The organism is Aeribacillus sp. FSL K6-8210 (assembly GCF_037963925.1).
GTDB classification, from domain to species: Bacteria; Bacillota; Bacilli; order Bacillales; family Aeribacillaceae; genus Aeribacillus; species Aeribacillus composti.
In genome coordinates this window covers 1,520,904-1,539,671 of sequence record NZ_CP150172.1, presented here as the reverse complement: position 1 = coordinate 1,539,671, position 18,768 = coordinate 1,520,904, and the positions used below count along the sequence as shown (strand labels likewise).

Here is an 18,768-nt window from a genome sequence, read left to right as displayed (position 1 = left end):
AGTATTGCCTTTTTTCGGATCATCGGACAAGGGAATTTCCAATTTCTATGATTTTTCACCTTGACATATTACCGCAGGACTTTTTGAATCTCGATTTCCTGTTCACGCACTTCATAACGCCATCTCCGCCAACGCAATGCGGGAATAAAGAAGATAAAAAAATAGCCTTCTCCAATCAATATAATAATCAGCATCGGAATAATCCATTTCGGTCCGTCAAAAACGATAATAAGGACAATGATAGCCGCAAAGACGATAAAAGAAACGGCCAATCCGATCATGCCGTATATCCGCCATACCGATAGCGCTCGTTCGGAGATTCTTTTTCCGGGCTCTCCATTCATGATTTCTCTATCCCCCTTAAACAAAGACAATCCATCGACGTAATGGTTATACGTATTTAGTATACAAGAAGTTTCCATCTTTAACTATCTGTTACTGTAGAATAACAAACTTTTGGAAAAGCAGGAAAATGAGCATGTTTCAAGAAAAATTATAGGATCGAAGCCATTGGAGAACGTGAATGATAAACCACTACGCTTATATTGTTCGTTCGCTGCGAAACCATCGCCCTTGCCAAGGCATTTGGTTTATACTGCAGCTCCTTCATCTTTAATACTTTTTTCACGCGTCTCTGGACTTGCAACCCCTTTTCCCGAAATGATGCGCGAAACCGTCGACTTCGAAACACCAGCCCTCAACGCGATGTCTTTAATGGTGTAGCCCACTAAAGTTAGCCTCTATACCGTTTGGTCCGGTTCGTTTTCAAAGCCTCATTCCAAGATGGATATTATACATGCATTCATTTGTCAAATCATTTGCAACTTCGTCATGAAAAAAGGCACGAATCAAATCCGTGCCTTCCGCCGTAACGAATCTATTTTTTTTAAAACAGCGTCCATATCCGCGCTGGCTGTTTCTGTTTCCCATCGATGGCGTCATCGGATATAAACAAAAAAGCCAGGCGGTCATTTTGCCTATGCCGCATGGTTTAATGAAACAATCCGCTTTTTTTCGCTTTCGCATGCAGCGAATGCATGTATTTGTTCAACGGTTCTTTCAGAAGCGTACCTAATAAGAGAGCCAGGACGGCAAACATCATGAGACGAACCGCATCGTTTTTCACTTTTCCCCACACAATGCCGCCGACTGCTTCGCGCATCAAATCAATCGCATACGTAAACGGCAAAAACGGGTTGATGTTTTGGAAAAATTCCGGAATAAGCTGAACCGGATACGTCCCCCCTGCTCCGGCGATTTGGAAAACGAGCAGGACGATGGCCAGCGCCTTGCCGACGTCGCTGAATACTGATACGAGCGTAAAGACAATGACAATAAACACAAAGCTGCATAACAGCCCAAAGAGGATGAACCAGCCGGAGTCATGAATATAAATATTCTTTAAAAGAAATACATCTCCTAACGTGACAATAAGCGCCTGAATACTGCTGCATGTCCAAAACGTCAGCAGCCGGCCAAAATAAATTTCTCTGCTGGTATACCCTTCTGCCTCATAAGGTTCGGTAGAAAGTAACGACACTAACAGCAGACAGCCCACCCATATGGACAAGACGGTATAAAACGGGTTCATCCCCGATCCATAGTTCGGAAACGGAAACAATCTATGCGTCTTTAAGTCGACGGGATGGGCCAAAAATTCACCTTTTGCTCTTGGATCATTTTTTAATAAACGAATGATGTCGTAGATGTTTGTCTCTTTTTTCAATTTTACAAGAAAGGAAGCGATATCGTTGACTTTCCGCGCAAGAAACGGATACTGATCGCTTGCCGTCTGCAACATTTCTTCCCCCTGCTTGAGACCGCTGCCGGCGTGCTGAAGAAACCGCTCTAATTCCAGAATGGTGTTGGCGATGTCCGCGAGTATGCGGCGGGCGTCTTGAAGCGTCTGCTTCGTTTCGTTCTTTTTTTCTTTCATGAGTGGTGCGATATGTTGCTCGTATTCATTCATCACCCGATCGACTTGCTTTACCGCAGCTGCCGCCCGCTCATTTAGGTCGGTGAGAAGATGGTTGCCTAGCTGCGCCCCGTTTTCACTTTGCTCGTACGCTAACTTGGCAAGGCGTTGTGCTTCTCTTAAATTGGATTTTATGCCTGTCAGACGGCCGGACAATTGTTCCATATTGGCGGAAGCCGTGCGAGAGAAAGCTCGCTTTTCGATCATGTTATTGAATATGCGAAGCTGTGTTTGCGCTTCATCTGCCATTTGTTCCCCAGCTGCGGCCATGCTCTGGACGTCGGAAAGCCATTGCCGCTGCTGGGCAAGGGAAAGGTTTTCTTGCAGCTTGTTAGTTACGGCATAGATGGACATGGCGATTTGCTGCAGCGTACGCAAATTTTCCGTGATTTGCGGCGTCAATGTCTTTGCTTTTGCTTCCGCTTTCGTGAAAAACTGATTCATTTCATCAAGAAACGCAATGCCGCTGTTGACGATCCGTTTCGCTTCGGGAAGCGTTTTTTCCGCTTTATTGACGAGCCGTTCCGCCTCTTTCGCGTCGGACATCGATTGGTTTAACAGCCGCTTGATTTCCGGCAGCTTCGTCTGCAGCTGAAAAATCAGGGTCTCAAAATGGCGAATATCTGGCAGCTGTTGTTCTAATGCCACCCCCGCTTCATGAAAGATAGAAAACAAAACGCTGTTGACAACAGCGACAAATTGATCGCTTACTTGCTCGGTGATGGTGCTTGCTCCTTTGGATGTGATTCTCGGCGCAATCGCGTTCTTTTTGTCATTTTCATAGTAATGAATGACGGCCTGCTCCGGCCTATCTTGCACAATGGTAGCCAATTTTTCTGAAAAATCGCTTGGAATGACGATCGTCGCAAAATAATCGCCATAGCGGACGTTTTTCATTCCTTCTTGTTTGCCAACAAATTTCCAGCCTAAGTCATGATTGTTTCGTAGCGCCCTAACAATTTCTTTTCCGGCGTTAAACGCATGTCCTTGAATTTTTGCCCCTTTGTCTTCATTGACAATTCCTACTTTAATGTTTCTCGTGTTGGCATACGGATCAATAGAAGCTTCGATATTCACCCACGCATAAAGCGATGGCAGAAGAAGCAATCCGCCTACCAATACCGCCGCTACCCAGTTTGTTGCTATTTGCTTCATATCGTGAACATAAAGATTCCATATCTTTTTCACGAACCTCAACTTCCCTTTAGTGTGATTAAACTGCTTTTGTTAGTATAAACCAATGAAAAAAAAACTAAACATAAGCGGCGGATTGGAAACGAGCACAGTATGTTTACAAAAAACTGCTGGCTAACCAGCAGATGATGTATAAAATTTTGTGTAAAGCATTTTGCTAGACCAAAAGAAAAAAGGTAGGGTATTCTCTGATTTGGACCACAACACATTCCAGAGAAAGGAGAACCCTACCTATGTCTAAAAGAAGTATACCGAATGTCGACTGGGCAAATCAACTGGAAAGTGTCATTCGTCAGTTTGTAAAGGAAAAATTAGAACTGATCATGCGGGAAGAAATCAAGAATTTCCTCGAAATAGAACAGGCCGGAACATCAAATATGAGAAACGGCTACTATCAACGAAATCTAGATACGCAATATGGCCGGATTGAAGGTCTTTTGGTCCCTAGAGACCGAAACGGAGAATTTCAAACCCAATTGTTCGCTCCTTACCAACGCCACACCGGCTGGCTGGAGGAAGCCATCATCAGGATGTATCAAAGTGGCATGAGTACGCGTGAAATTGGCAAGTTTATTGAACGAATTTTAGGCAATGCCTATTCTCCCGCAACAATCAGTCGTATTACCGATGTCGTGAAGGAAGACATCGAGAAATGGCACACTCGCCCTCTACACAAGCGTTATTCGGTCTTATATTTGGATGGCTTATACGCAAAACTTCGTTGCGAAACCGTGGAGAAAGAAGTCATTTATGTGGTGTTAGGGGTGAATGAAGAAGGGTATCGCGAAATTCTTGATTTCTTTGTGGGAGGACAAGAAAGTGCCTATGTATGGCAGGAAATTCTTCAAAACCTCTACAAAAGAGGCGTCAAGGAAGTGCTTCTGGGCGTATTCGATGGACTACCGGGTCTAGAGGAAGCCTTTAAGGCGGTGTATCCGAAAGCCGATGTACAGCGTTGTGTCGTTCACAAAGTCCGTAACACGCTCAGTCGTGTTCGGAAAAAAGACCAATTCGAAATGGCGGAGGATCTGAAACTCATTTATCGTTCTCCGAATAAAGAAATCGCATTGGAGATGTTTCAACAGTTTCAATCCAAATGGTCTCGCGAGTACCCAAGGGAAGTCCAATCTTGGGCCAATGAGTTGGATGTCCTCCTTACATTTATGGATTATCCAAGCAGTATTCGAAGTGTGATTTACACGACCAATGCCATCGAACGAACGATCAAGGAGATTCGGAAACGCCTAAAACCGATGAACAGTTTGAATAGTTTAGAAGCCGCTGAAAAAATCGTGTATTTGACCATTCAAGATTTTAATGAGAAATGGGCAGGGCGAAAGTTGCGAGGATTTGCCGAAGCGCATGAAGCCCTCGAGCGAATGTTTGAAGAACGTTATCATTAACCAAATATTGTAAATAAACAAAATAAGGGGATTCTCCCTTTCCACACAAGAGACTGAATATTCAGTCTCTTGTGTGGAGGAAATATCCCCCCTCTATTCTAAATCCATTTCAGAGATACCTTATCTATCTTACATTACACAAAATTCTTGACGGTACCAATGTTTATGTGTCCGCTTGAGTCAGTCAAGATTTTGTGGGAACTTTTTTGGTTCGCTGAAAACAGGTGTAAGTCATAGATTGGCGAACCATTTTTTTGAATTTCATCCGTAAGCGCTTTCGGACTCTCATCCCTTGCCATGACAGACCGATATGTATACCTTTTTTTACCATCCCTTGAGTTCAGACAGGGCATGATAGATCGGAGTCCCGGACGATTGCTGTAAATATGGCTTGTTTCCGCGTTACCTCCGGAAGAAGACGGCGGACGCGTTGTTTCGCCTTGTTCACGATCGTCTGTTTGGTAGATGCCGTTTCCTCCGCCGGATGCGACGATTCTTCTCCGAAACGACGTCCGAAAAGACGAATCCCATCCATCCGGGCAATCATTGCCTTGAAAAACGTCCTGAGTCCCTTGTCTGTCCAACTGCGGCGGTATTTCACCCGATACGCCAGCTGGCTCATCACGCTTTCAGCCCTCCCCATCGGATACATGCCCGTTGTGTCCACTCCTTGCTCCTTCAGCCATTCCCGGTAATCACGGATGCATCCCGGCATCGATTCAATCCGGTGGATCAAGGCAGCCAGCTGTTGTTCTTTCGCTTCGTCCCCCAGCGTGCCGAGGGCGCTGTTCAGTTCCACAAGCAACCCCTCTTCATCCTGCTTCGCCAGCTTTTGCCGAATCGCCTGCCACCGTGGATGGCCCGAGAGGCATTGGCGCAACTCACGCGCCACGTGGAATCGATCCAATTGGAAGCAGACCCGTCCTTTGAAATACTCCCGGCATGCGGTAATCCATGGAGCGCCGTCCCCGTTGATGACAAGAAGATCCCGACACGGATCATAGGCATATTCGTTCATCAAAAATTCCTCGAAGCCTTCCCACACCTCCCTCTTGCCCTCATGGACGTAATGGCGCTGATTCACGAATTCGATCCGTGAGCCGTTGCGCTTCCACCCTTCGTGAACGGTCAGGATTTTGTCTTCCTTGGCCCGTTTTCCCTTCCCTTGGCGAGAGACAAACAGTCCATCGGCCTCCACAAACAGCACCCGTCCATATCGCTGGTCAACCGGGCAGTGCAGCGGAACTTCAGCCTCGAGCACCAACTGGCGGATCGCCTCATGGCTCATCACCGGATACCCGACCATCTGGGCAAGCGTATGAGCCGCTTTGCGATAGGAAGAGCACTCCATAGCCAATCCCACCGCTGTTTCTTCTAGACAAGGGCTGATTGACTGTGATCCATCAAACGCTAAAAAGGAGTCAAGCAAAAACGTGTAACGGTTTTGTTCTCGGTCTAAATAGTAGTTTCGCTCAAAGGTAACTTCGCCAAACAGGGTTTGAATCGTGGTGCGTCGTTTGTCTTTCAAGTGGTACCGGCGCTTGTCCCGGGTTTCCGCCAATTGTCGGTCGATGTCCTCCAACAAAGCCGTAAACAGCTCGGTGAAGGCGTTTTGCAAGGCTCGAAACAAATCAAGTTCGATCTCTTTCCATGTCAACGAATTTGTGGTAAGATGTTGTTGAATATTCATGGGACTCTCTCCTCCTGTTTGTGGTGTGGTCAATGAACATCTTACCAGGGAGAGAGTCCTTTTTTCATGTTTCCTGCTTGGGATCCTACCGCGCTTTGCTTGGTGGCCCCGATGAGGGGGATTGCGAACCTACGTTCCCAACCCCCTCATCGGGGAATTCTAAGAATTTCTCCCACAAACATTTTACTCACACGATGCGAGACAAAGGATTACCAAGCTGCTTAAGCAAGTCGTGAAGCAACTTCTCTAAATATTCGTAACTTTTTCTTCCGTTTCCAAAATTCCATACCGTTCTTTTTCAATTCCCGCAATGTTTTTCCTTGCGTATTCGGTGCCAAGGCAATCCCGAACCGAATAATCTTAAGGGTACCAATAATACGGCCAGTATAAATGTAATGGTCGGTCCGATTGACCAAGCGAGTTGGGTTGCTCCCACTCTGAATGCCGGTTTATCCTTTTCAGAAATTCGATCAAAACAGATAAGCAGATGAAAAGAAACTGTCGTTTACTCTTTTTTTCGGGACTTTTCAGACAGCTCTTACTATGTTAGTATGTTTTGGCTTTTATTGACATGGAGTTTTAAGTTAGTTCAAAAAAAAAAGATAATCGAATAAAAAGCTGCTGCAGAACATGTTATAATATGATATTCATGTACAAATATGAACAATAAAGGTGGGATTCGTTATGAGATTTGGTATTATAGGAACAAACTGGATTACCGACCATTTTATAAAAGCTGCAAGCGCACACCCGGAATTTTCCCTCGGCGCTGTTTATTCGAGAACAATGGAAAAAGCAAAAATGTTTGCCGAAAAATATCAAATAAAACACGTGTACACCAACCTTGAAGAAATGTTTCAAAGCGGCAATATTGACGCCGTTTATATTGCATCCCCCAACAAATTCCATGCCGAACAAAGTATTTTGGCCATGAAAAATAGAATTCACGTTCTTTGCGAAAAGCCGGCAGTAACGTCCGTGCAAGAAATGGATGAGGTCATTCAAACAGCCAAAACTTACAATGCCATGTTTATGGAAGCGATGAAATCAACCGTTACACCGACCTTTTTAAATTTAAAAAAACATCTTGACGAAATCGCTCCGATCAGACGATTTGTTTTCCATTACAATCAATATTCTTCACGATATGATAAATATAAAGAAGGAATTATTGAAAACGCCTTTAAACCGGAATTAGGAAACGGTTCGAAAATGGATTTGGGTGTATACTGCTTAGCACCAATTGTTCATCTAGTCGGCGAACCAAAATCCATAGTAAAAAATCACTATTACTTATCCACCGGTGCAGACGGTCAAGGAAGTATGATTTTAAATTATGATAATTTTGAAGCAGTCGTAATGTATTCCAAAATAACAGACTCCTTTTTCCCTAGTGAAATCCAAGGAGAAAAAGGTGTTATTGAAATTGACAAAATCAGTGATCCGAAGAAAGTTGTCATCAAATATCGAAACGGTGAAATAAAAGATTTAACCGTGGAACATAAATTTGAAACGATGTATTATGAAGTAGAAGAATTTATAAACTGCGTGAAAAACGGCAAAATTGAATCCGATATAAATAGTCATGAACGGACAAAACAAGTTGTGAAGCTGTTGACGATGTAGTGAAATTCCTAACGCCAGTGGAAAAATGCTAATGAAATGAATCGCAATCGACTTAGACGGCACACTTTTAACAACTGATCATATGATTAGCGAACGAAACCGTGAAGCAATTGTAAATGCACAAACAAAGACAAAGCCTCTTTACCCATTTAAAGGCAGAAGAGGCTTTCTGTTTTTCTCTCCGCTATTTTCTTTTCCGCACGTTCAATCATTGTTGGCACGGCTCCTTTTGAAACATAAATAATTGGCAATTTGGCTGTATGATAAATAATGGCCTCCAGACGTCAAACAAACTTCTCTCTTTCGATTTGCTTGCAATTCCTCATAGTGAAGATAAAAACCCCAAAAAAGTGTTATATACGCATTTCATTTTTAATGCTTGATTGATTATTTTTAGGAAAACTTTGCCAATCCTTTGATTTGCATCGGTTGAACAGAGATTTTTGCACGATTGGGGGCGACGACAATTGGCTTATTCAAATCACTGAGACCTTCTTCTGTAAAATAACCACCATCTCGGAATATGAACTGATTTTTGTCGCGATTGACGGAGAAAAATATTGGAAAAAATGGCTTGACTTAAACATCCAATTCGGTAAAATAGAAAAAATATTGAATCTTTAAAATTTTGAAGTTAGGAGACTAAACTAAAATGATGTTACGATTTCACTATGCTTGGGTTATTTTATTTGTCACGTTTTTATCTCTTTTAGCTGTTCAAGGTGTTCGTCTTTCTTTCGGGGCTTTTGTTGAACCTTGGGAAAGGGAATTTTCAATGGACAGAGGGACGGTATCGCTAATTTCGACATTAAGCTTTATCGTTTATGGACTTTCCCAACCATTTATAGGAAGGTTAGTTGATAAATTTGGGCCTCGTATAATCCTTTCTGTCAGTACTTTTTTGGTGGCAGTTAGTATTCTATTAACAGCTTTTGTCCATCATCCATGGCAATTGTTTATTCTATATGCCATATTTGTATCACTTGGGGTTGGCGGAGCGTCAAACGTGGCTGCAACAGTAGTCGTTACAAACTGGTTTAATGAAAGACGAGGATTTGCTTTAGGGATTGTCGAAGCAGGGTTTGGAGCCGGACAAATGCTGTTGGTACCAGGATCTCTATTATTAATTCAATGGTTGAATTGGAAAGCAACGGTCATCATCTTGGGATGTTTTTTAATGATTGTTGTGTTTCCAATTGTCCTGTTAATTTTACGAAACCATCCTAATGAAAAAGGTATGTTGCCAATTGGCGGAATGGATCAAGAAGAAAGCACAACTGAACAGCCAAGTAAATTCAATGATTTTTCAATTTGGGATGCTTTTCGTAAAAAACAATTTTGGTTCTTGATTTTACCATTTAGCGTTTGCGGTTTTACCACTACAGGTTTAATGGATACACATCTTATCCCTTATGCCCAGTTGTGTGGAGTTCCAACAAGTGCGACTAGTGCAGCAGTAACTATATTGGCTGCTTTTAATATTGTAGGAATACTATTTTCTGGTGTGTTAGCAGATCGCTGGAGTAGTCGAAAAATGCTCATCTGTCTATATGTTATACGGGCATTATCGTTGTTTATTCTATTCTATAGCTATAACCCTCTGCTATTAATTATTTTCGCTATCGTTTTTGGATTGGTTGATTTTTCCACTGTTGCTCCTACACAATTGTTGGTCACGCAATACTTTAAACAACACTCTGTTGGTTTTATCATTGGTTGGCTATCTTTCAGCCACCAAATTGGATCAGCACTAGGAGCCTATGTGCCGGGTTTACTATACAGTTACCACGGGAATTATAATGTTGCTTTTTATTTTTCAATAATCATATTAGTCATTTCAGCAATCCTCACCTTCTTTCTTCCTGAATTTTCTAAAGAAAAGGTAACGATTTAGGAGAAGGCACCTATGCGATTTTTTGGAGACCTCGAACCTGTTGTCACTCGGCAAAAAAGCTGAACAAATTCGTAAGACTGACCTATTCATTTATTTATTGGGCCAACCTCAATATTCGCAGATCCCCTGTTCACATTTTTATTTGCCTAACCAAACTTCCTGTTTCGGTTTTCCGACAAGTCCTTTAAGGCTGCAGATAACGTGCTAAAAATTTTTTTGAAAACTTTTCACGGAACATGATTGCAAAATGGAGGATACGGAAAACGTTCAAAAAAAAGCTGTCCAGAAAGTCAAAATCCATTGAAAACGAAACATTATAAACATTGATATATCAACGTTTCTAAAACATTAAAGGGGCGTTTATAAGCCGGAAAATCGACTTATTAGACAGCCCCCTTACCCTTTCCATCATAACTTCAGCCATTGGCCAAGAGGCTTGGAAGCCCGTATGCGCCCGTTGTCAAATACCAATTTCCCCCGTTGAAATGTCGCAAGGATTTTGCAAGGAAATGTATGATTGACATATAAACTATGCTTGTGTTTTTGAAGCAAACTGTTTTTCTCGACTGTGAAGGAGTCTTTTAAACTTATAATCACAAAATCTGCGTCTTTTCCTTTTGCAATTTCCCCTTTTTTCCCGTCCAATCCAAATCGTTTGGCGGGTCTAGCAGATGTCCAATGAATCAGCTTCGGAAAAGGAATGCGATAGCGAACCGCTAGTTCGATCATCGCCATCAATGTAAATTGTCCCCCGCTGATTCCTCCCCAAACATTGAAAAAATTCGTTTCATCTTCTTTCAAGCTCCATGGCGACGGGGAATGGTCGGATGCGACAAAGTCAATCTGATCTTTTAAAAACAAATCAACCAATTTTTTTTGGTCGCTTAATTCGCGCAATGGGGGAGCGCATTTTGCAACCGCTCCAAGCTTTTTCGTATGTTCATGGTCAAACAAAAGATAATGCGGGCACGTTTCCAATGTGACATCAAGTCCTCTTTTCTTCGCTTGCTGGATTTCTTCAACGGCTTCTGCACTGCTGATATGAACGAAATGCAAAGAACAGCCGGTCTGTTCCGCAAATGTAATGGCTTTTCTGACAGCTAGCCATTCCGCAGCAATCGGTCTTGATTGTAAATAATCGTCCGGACCGAATTTTTCTTGCCGCTCTTTTTCTCTCTGCAAAAATTGCACCATTGCACCGTCTTCTGCATGAAGAGCCAAAATTTTACGCAAGCCGGCGATCGTTTTCATTCCATTCAAGAGCGTATTATCATCAACCGCTGCGAACTCTTTATTGCCGCTCGGAGACATGAAAGCTTTAAATCCGACAACTCCTTTTTCGGCAAGAGGCGCTAAATCATTTTCATTGCCCGGAACAAGCCCGCCCCACAATCCAAAGTCAACGAATGACTTTTCCTCGCCTATTTTTCCTTTTTGTCGAAGAGCTTCAAGATCAGTTGTAGAAGGGACACCGTTCAGCGGCATATCAAAAAACGTTGTACAGCCGCCCGCTGCAAGCATAGATGAACCTGTTGAAAAGCCTTCCCAATCCTCTCTGCCCGGTTCATTGAAATGAACATGGACATCAATCAATCCGGGAAAAACGTATTGGCCTTCCGCATCCCAAACGACATCGGCTTCCCCGTCAATGTCATCGCCAATTTCAACAACAATGCCGTCTTTAACAGCTAAATTTGTTTTTTTCACTTCGTCATGAAACACAACGCTGCCGTTTTTGACTATAAGATCGTAGATCATTTTTATCAAACTCCATTTAAAATAAAAATTTTTCCATCATGCTTTTTTCATGTTATTTGTTATTCATAAGTTCCGGTTCAACTTCTTCTAATAATGAAAAATCAATATAATCTTTCTTATTTGGGATATTTTTGATATTTCCTACACTCAATAAATATTCTCCTACTTCAGAACCATTGCTTTTGTTCATAAAGGAATCGTCGACTTGCATTGTATAAACATTTCTATTCATAATTTCCTTTAACTCGCTTTCTTCTAAATGAAGTTCAGGCGCTAAAATTTTAATTGCTTCTTCTCTATTCTTATTAATGTAATCTGTAGCTTTTATTAAAGCCCTAATGATTGCTTTTACCGTATTCGGATTTTCTTTTAGGAAATCATCCGTTACTTGCAGTGTTGTATGAACACTCATCCAATCAACAGATTTTTCTTTTTCATCAAAATTGTCAACCGTACCGCTAAATAGTAGTTTTCCTCCGCTGTTGATAGCCTTCGTTATAAACGGTTCCCAAGCAGCCATTGCATCAATATCACCTTTTTCAAGAGCAGTTAAAGCATCGCTAGGAGCTAGGTTCACAAAATTTATCTTTTTTATGTCAACATTATAATCGTTGGCCATATTTTGAATTGCAATCATTACATCAGCACCACTAGGAATACCTATTGATTTTCCTTCCAAATCTTTTGGAGAATTAATTTCAGCATGCTTGCCCGCTACAACCGCTTGTGTTCCTGCAATTTGTGCAAGCGGAGCTACGATTTTCACCTTAACGCCTGAGGAAGCTAAAATAATATCCATAAAATTTGTTTGTAAACTAACCGGAGCACTTCCACCAGCAATCATAGGTCCAATATCTGGTCCGCTTTCAATTAATTGGTTTGTTACGTTTAGCCCTTCTTCCTTAAAAAATCCTAACTTATCTGCAATGATTTGTTGTGAAGAAATTTGCGCATCTCTTACCCCTACTAATGTTATATCCTTCACTTCTAGTTCATCACTCGCTTTATTACTATTTTCACTAGTTGTTGTCGAACTGTTTGAACCGCACGCAACGATTGCAAACATTGTCAAAAAAACTAGGCAAAAAAGAAAAATTTTTCTCATTTATAATTCCTCCCTTATTATTTTTCTACAGCATTTTCAAATCCGCCTGTTCTCCATTTCAATAGTTTTTTCTCAATCACTTTTAATAACAAGGAAAAAAGACTATATTCAATACCTATTAAAATAATAGCTACATACATATTTAAAATTTTCATATAGTTTCGAGCGTCCACAATAATATACCCTAAACCACTTTTTGCACCCATCATTTCTGAAACCACTAATGCTGAAAAAGCCAATCCTAAACTTATTTGACATCCAGTAAAAATATTTGGTAATGTTGACGGAATAATAATTTTCTTAAATATTTGTCTATCATTTGCGCCTAAGCTTAATGCAGAACGAATATAAGAAGAATGAACACTTTTAATTCCATCAATTGTATTCGTCATAACTGGAAAAAATGTTGTCCAAGCAATTAATATAATTTTTGGAATTTCGCCAATTCCGAACCAAATAATAAATAAAGGCAGCAACGCTAAAGCTGGAATAGGACCGATCATGTTAAAGACAGGCATAAACCAAAATTCAATCTTCTCTACCCTTCCTATCAATAATGCGGCAATCACCCCGAGAAGAACTCCGATTGCAAAGCCAATTACTATTCGGATCGTACTCGACACAATACTGTCTATAATTAATCCTGAATGAAATAGTTCTACACCATTTAGAAATATAAGTGAAGGCGGTGGAAAAAAAACGGGATTTACTATGGAAAAATTTATATTTAATCTTGTAATGACTTCCCATAAAACAAAAAAAGCAATTATTGGAATAGCATGTAAATATTTTTTATTTCTAACCTTGCCCACTTTTTTCGTATAGACAGAAACTGCTTCTTGTCTGGCCGCCATATTTTTCATAAGCTTCCTCCTAACTAGCTGACAAAATGCTCTTCTAAATTCTCCATCAAAATACTAAATTCAGGATCACGATAATTTCGAGGACGGGGTAAATGAATCTCTAATTCTGTAGCAATCATTCCATTTTTCATGACAATCACTCTATCTGCAAGATAGACAGCTTCAGCTAAATCATGGGTAATAAATATAATAGTAGGCTTTACTTCTTTCCATATACGAATTAGTTCAGTTCTCATATTTTCACGGGTAAACATATCTAACGCTCCAAAAGGCTCGTCCATTAACAAAATTTCAGGTTCTCCGGCTAAAGCTCTTGCAATGCCGACGCGTTGTTTCATACCTCCTGAAAGTTGTTCAGGATAATGGTTTGCATAGTCTGATAAACCAATTAATTCTATATAACGTAATGCTTTTTCCAATGCTTTCTTTTTTGGCATCCCTTGCACGATTGGTCCAAAAGCGATATTTTCTAAAACAGTGAACCAAGGGTATAGTGCATGATCTTGAAAAACGACTCCTCTTTCCTTGGAAGGTTTTGTTACAAAAGATCCGTTTACCTTAATCACTCCTTCATCTGGTTTAATAAATCCCGCAATCAAATTTAATAGAGTTGATTTTCCGCCGCCACTGCTTCCCAATACACAAATAAATTCATGCGGTTGAACAGTAAGGTTTATCCCTTTTAAAACAAGATGATCATTATAAAACTTTTTTACATTTTCAACTATCAATGTCATATTTCTCATCCCTTTATGTAACTTTTATTAACGCAAAATGAAACTATATTGGTATATTATACGTAATTCTTTGATTTATCCACTGTCAAAATAAATAAAAATTAAAAAAGATTTTGTGTAAAATATCAAAAATTAAAAAAATCGAACAACTGTTTTTGGTAACAATTGTTCGATCAACATGTTAAAAAGTATCATAAATATCTAAGATGATACTTTACTTTTTTGTTTCCCATACATATTCAGCGCTGCTTGTGCTCCTTCACCTCTGTTTATGCGAACACCGTGATAGATGAGAACTGCCTCCAATGCTGTCAGCAGCTTGAGAATATTTTCTTTGCGGCAGCTGTAGCCCATTGTACCGATCCTCCAGATTTTTCCGTGGAGCGGGCCAAACGAGCTGGCAATTTCAATCCCGAATTCATCCAGCAGCATGCGGCGCACGGATTCTCCATCGACGCCCTGCGGTATGTTGACGCATGTGACGGTCGGCAGTTTAAAGCGTTTATCGCCGAACAATGTGAGTCCCATTGCTTCCAGCCCGGCCATTAATGCCCGTTCATGGAGGCGGTGGCGTGCAAATCGATTATCCAATCCTTCCTCCATAATAAGCCTCAAGCCTTCACGCAATGCGTAAAGCATTGATGTAGCTTCCGTATGATGATTTAATCGCCGCGGGCTCCAATAATCTTGAAGCTGGCTTAAATCAAAATAGTTGCTAATAATTGTTTGACCTGTGGCCATTTGCTGATCCAATTCCGTCCGAATTCCTCTTTCTACCTTTTTACGCGACAAAACGATTTTTTCAATTCTGTCATTATATGTGATGGGAGCCATCCCTGATGGAACCGATAAGCATTTTTGCGTCCCGCCGATCACGCCGTCAAGCTGCCATTCGTCGACATTCACGTCCGTTCCTCCAATTGTCGCAACCGCATCGACTACAAGAATTACATCCATCTCCCGGCAAGCTTTCCCGATCTCCTCAAGCGGCTGCATGCACCCCGTTGAGGTTTCCCCATGGACGATCGCGACTATTTTCGGCTGAACCTTCTTTATTTCTCTAATTACATCCTCCGGGTCAAACACCGTTCCCCATTCACGCTCAATTGTAGTGACATCAGCCCCGTAACGTTCGCATATTTCGGTTAATAAATAGCCGAACCGGCCGTATATCGGGATCAGCACTTTATCGCCCTGTTCGATAATGCTCGCCAGCATCGCTTCAATGCCCGATCTGGAGGTTCCATCGATAGGGAACGCCCATTGGTTGTCCGTACGAAATAAATAGCGAAGCATTTCCATTACTTCATTCATGATCGAAGTAAATGCAGGATCAAATTGGCCTAAAATCGGCGTACTCATCGCCTGCAAAACTCTCGGATCGACTTCAACAGGCCCCGGTGTCATGATCGTTCTATTAGGTGTCTGTAGAGGCAGAAATTTCATTTCGTCCACAATCCTTTCTTTTAATATGCCAATCTATATAAATAATGGATTAAAAACTTAACGCCGCTTTCTAAATGAGCCGCTGCGGTATATTCCTTCGGCGAGTGGCTGATTCCGTTATGACTCGGGACAAAAAAAAGCGCAGTCGGACAATAGGTTCCGAACATTTGCGAATCATGTCCCGCTCCGCTAACCAAGATTTCATGAGACAGATTTTGCTCTTCTGCAATTTCTTTTGACAGTCTCAGCAATTGTTGATCCATTTTGACCGGCTTGACGTTCAGCCATTCATTTAACAAAATATCGACATTGTATTGTGCGCTCACATTTTTAAAATGACGTGAAAATGTTGAACAAAATTGCTCCAATAGTTCTTCTTCGTGATGACGGATATCGATCGTAAAAACGACTTCACCTGCAATCACATTCGGAACGTTAGGTTCAACCTTTATTTTGCCGACGGTCACTCTTAGTTGGTCGCACACCTGTTTGGCTTGTTTCATTAAATAGGTAATCAGTTCAGAGGCAATGGCCACCGCATCTTTCCGGCAGGACATCGGGGTTGTTCCTGCATGGTTGCTTTCACCGACAACCTTTACTTGATAGCGGCGTTGACCAACAATGTCGCTGACAATGCCCAACGATTTTTTCTTTTTTTCTAACACAGAGCCCTGTTCGATGTGCAGCTCAATAAAGCATTGAATATCGTTTCGAAATGGCTGGCGAAATCTTTCCTGTCCAAAACCGCATTCATTCATTGCTTGCACAAACGAAATCCCTTTAGAATCAACAATTTTTTGTATATGTTTAAAAGAGCGCCTCCCCGTTACAGAGCCTGACCCCCAAAATGTAAGCGGAAACCGGCTGCCTTCCTCTTCACATAAGGATACGACCTCAATCGTTTTTTTTGGTGTTCCAAAACGCTTTAATAAATAATGAGTCGCCAACAAGCCGGCAATAATGCCGTATGCGCCGTCATATTTTCCTCCTTCAATAACCGTATCGATATGCGAACCAGTTAAGATTGTTTTGGAGGATGGAGATGATCCTTCTGCTCGGCCGAACAAGTTGCCGACGTCATCAAAATATGGAGCTAATCCGCATTCCTCCATTTTCTCCTTCAACGCTTCCTGCGCTGACAGCCATTGTTCGCTATATAACAGCCGGGTAACTCCGCCTTTTTCCGTTTTACCGAATGTTGCAAGCCATTCGATCAGCCTTTCAACTTCCTCTTCAAGCTGAATGGGCCCAAGTAAATGAACTGTCATATCTCTTCCCTCTTTTCTATTCAAAATGAGCAAATATCCTTGTTACATTTTGTTCCATAAAATGTGAATTTACTTTATTTTATCGTTATTCTTTTTCATATACATTGGCAATTTTGATATAAATTTCACCATCTTTTGTGCATGTTCACTAAAATTTGAAGACAAAGGGGCTGAAAAAATGAAAATTTCCGAAATATTAAAAATTCCCGTTATGAAAAATGCCAAGCTCATCGCCGGCCATAACGGAAAAGATCGAGAAGTTTTCAGCGTCAATATGATGGATGCACCGGATATCATCGATTTCCTTAAAGCGAATGAACTGCTTGTAACAACTGCCTTTCATTTAAAAGACAATCCGAATGATCTGCTCGCACTCATCAAAAATATGGCGGATCAGCAATGTGCAGGGTTGGCAATTAAAATGAAGCGATTTTTGGAAGAAATTCCGGAGGCTTGCCTGAAGTATGCAAATGAAAAAAATTTCCCAATTATTGAATTGCCGATTGAGGTTACGTTAGGGGAAGTTGTGAACCAGACATTAAGCTATATATTGGACAAACGGACAAACGAATTGCTCAATGCGATTGAAATCCATCAGCAATTTACAAACCATATTTTAAGAGGAAAAGGGCTCGTCTCATTACTGGAAAATTTGGCAAACTTGATCGGCTGTCCAATTTTACTGTTGGATCAGCACTTTCAAATGATTGCTTCTTCATCTTCCGTTACATCGAGTCTGCCGGAAATCGAGGAAATGTACACAGACGGATTTCGCTTTTTCTTACAGCCAAGCTCTTACACTTGTTTTTCCATTATTTCTAGTAAACGAACTGTTTCCGTTTTTCCCATTTACACTCATGAAAGCAACAGCGGATGTTTAATTGTTTTTGATGCCATTCCTTTTCACAGTCCTTCGCTTGTGTTGACGATTGAACAAGCGACAAATGTCATTTCATTTGAATTGATGAAAAAAAATGCTCTTAAACAACATAAACGAAAAGTTCAAAATGAATTTTTTATCAATTTTACAGATGGCGCCTTTCAATCAAAAGAAGAGATTGTCATTAAAGCAAAAGAATTTAAAATTCGCAATGATCAATCGTATTTTTGTGCAGCAGGAAAATTGGATGAAAGAAAAAAATCATTAACGTTTACACAATTCCATAAAGAAAATGAACGGATTTTTGAATTTATGGAAAAAGAAGCTGATGCGTTCCCAAATCCTGTTCATTTTTTTGTGAAGGGGAACGTAGGCATTTTGCTCTTCCCGATTCAAAAATCATGGCTGGAGCTTCATTCTTCCATCATGCCGTTTTTAAAGGAATTGCAAGCGAAAATTAGAAGCAGGTTCCAACGGACTGTCTCATTCGGCATCGGCAGTCTTTGCCAGCAATTTTTAGATGTAAAAAAAGGCTATAAAGAAGCGTTGGAAGTGCTGGAAGAAGAACAGTATTCCGGAAATCAAGAATTCATTCAAATTCATAAGAAAAAAGATATTTATACGTTATTGAAAATGATTCCAAAAGAAGAGCTGATTGATTTTTACGAACAGATTTTGACAAACCTTTCAGACCCGGCAGACACTGAAAAACAGGCTCTGCTGCAAACGTTGTTTTTATTTTTGGAAAATCATTGTCAAATTTCTGAAACAGCCAAAAAGCTTTTCGTTCATCGCAATACGGTGATCTATCGATTAGAAAAATGCGAGGAGCTCATCGGAAAAAGCTTAAAGGATCCAGAAGCCACTATTAGCCTCCGCTTGGCATTCCGCATAAAAAATTTGCTTCAATTATAAAAAAATTGAGGCAA

The 18,768-nt window shown here is 41.0% G+C and carries 13 protein-coding genes and 1 pseudogene; 4 read left to right on the top strand and 10 right to left on the bottom strand.

Annotated features, from left to right (window positions below; translation table 11 throughout):
- Window positions 1-68: 68 nt before the first annotated feature.
- The 3 genes from NSQ41_RS07460 to NSQ41_RS07450 form a co-directional block, all read right to left on the bottom strand.
- Entirely contained in the window at window positions 69-344 is a 276-nt protein-coding gene (locus tag NSQ41_RS07460; RefSeq protein WP_245566479.1) for a hypothetical protein, read from the bottom strand.
- Between the two features lie 246 nt (window positions 345-590).
- Window positions 591-728, bottom strand: a complete 138-nt coding sequence (locus NSQ41_RS07455) for a LacI family DNA-binding transcriptional regulator (RefSeq protein ID WP_233504918.1) — start codon at window positions 726-728, stop codon at window positions 591-593.
- Between the two features lie 263 nt (window positions 729-991).
- Complete coding sequence (locus NSQ41_RS07450) at window positions 992-3,163, bottom strand: YhgE/Pip domain-containing protein (RefSeq protein WP_339199680.1); 2,172 nt, start codon at window positions 3,161-3,163, stop codon at window positions 992-994.
- A gap of 239 nt (window positions 3,164-3,402) precedes the next feature.
- Between NSQ41_RS07450 and NSQ41_RS07445 the strand changes: the two genes are divergently transcribed.
- On the top strand, window positions 3,403-4,572 hold the full coding sequence (locus NSQ41_RS07445; protein WP_339199677.1) for an IS256 family transposase: 1,170 nt from the start codon (window positions 3,403-3,405) through the stop codon (window positions 4,570-4,572).
- A gap of 324 nt (window positions 4,573-4,896) precedes the next feature.
- Here the strand turns inward: NSQ41_RS07445 and NSQ41_RS07440 are convergent.
- Window positions 4,897-6,262: pseudogene (locus NSQ41_RS07440) on the bottom strand (ISLre2 family transposase).
- 684 nt (window positions 6,263-6,946) lie between these two features.
- Here NSQ41_RS07440 and NSQ41_RS07435 point away from each other — a divergent pair.
- Window positions 6,947-7,888: a Gfo/Idh/MocA family oxidoreductase gene (locus tag NSQ41_RS07435; RefSeq protein WP_063386903.1), complete on the top strand. Its 942-nt coding sequence runs from the start codon at window positions 6,947-6,949 to the stop codon at window positions 7,886-7,888.
- Window positions 7,889-8,540: 652 nt separating this feature from the next.
- The gene (locus NSQ41_RS07430) at window positions 8,541-9,782 is read left to right on the top strand and encodes an MFS transporter (protein ID WP_066249019.1); all 1,242 of its coding nucleotides are present in this window, start codon (window positions 8,541-8,543) and stop codon (window positions 9,780-9,782) included.
- Window positions 9,783-10,190: 408 nt separating this feature from the next.
- On the opposite strand, the gene NSQ41_RS07425 is transcribed toward NSQ41_RS07430, so the two are convergent.
- The 6 genes from NSQ41_RS07425 to allC form a co-directional block, all read right to left on the bottom strand.
- Window positions 10,191-11,540 carry an allantoinase gene (locus tag NSQ41_RS07425; RefSeq protein ID WP_339199674.1) on the bottom strand — a complete coding sequence of 450 codons (1,350 nt, stop codon included), beginning with the start codon at window positions 11,538-11,540 and terminating at the stop codon, window positions 10,191-10,193.
- A gap of 52 nt (window positions 11,541-11,592) precedes the next feature.
- Complete coding sequence (locus NSQ41_RS07420) at window positions 11,593-12,645, bottom strand: ABC transporter substrate-binding protein (RefSeq protein WP_066249026.1); 1,053 nt, start codon at window positions 12,643-12,645, stop codon at window positions 11,593-11,595.
- Between the two features lie 17 nt (window positions 12,646-12,662).
- On the bottom strand, window positions 12,663-13,508 hold the full coding sequence (locus NSQ41_RS07415) for an ABC transporter permease (RefSeq protein ID WP_339195139.1): 846 nt from the start codon (window positions 13,506-13,508) through the stop codon (window positions 12,663-12,665).
- 14 nt (window positions 13,509-13,522) lie between these two features.
- The gene (locus tag NSQ41_RS07410; RefSeq protein WP_066249032.1) at window positions 13,523-14,245 is read right to left on the bottom strand and encodes an ABC transporter ATP-binding protein; all 723 of its coding nucleotides are present in this window, start codon (window positions 14,243-14,245) and stop codon (window positions 13,523-13,525) included.
- A gap of 201 nt (window positions 14,246-14,446) precedes the next feature.
- Window positions 14,447-15,691 carry an alanine--glyoxylate aminotransferase family protein gene (locus NSQ41_RS07405; RefSeq protein ID WP_339195136.1) on the bottom strand — a complete coding sequence of 415 codons (1,245 nt, stop codon included), beginning with the start codon at window positions 15,689-15,691 and terminating at the stop codon, window positions 14,447-14,449.
- A 20-nt stretch (window positions 15,692-15,711) separates the two neighbouring features.
- Window positions 15,712-16,959: an allantoate deiminase gene (gene allC, locus NSQ41_RS07400; protein ID WP_066249038.1), complete on the bottom strand. Its 1,248-nt coding sequence runs from the start codon at window positions 16,957-16,959 to the stop codon at window positions 15,712-15,714.
- Window positions 16,960-17,137: 178 nt separating this feature from the next.
- On the opposite strand from allC, the gene NSQ41_RS07395 reads away from it, so the two are divergent.
- A complete protein-coding gene (locus NSQ41_RS07395) occupies window positions 17,138-18,754 on the top strand; it encodes a PucR family transcriptional regulator (RefSeq protein WP_094245587.1) in 1,617 nt (538 codons plus the stop codon).
- The last annotated feature ends 14 nt before the right edge of the window (window positions 18,755-18,768 follow it).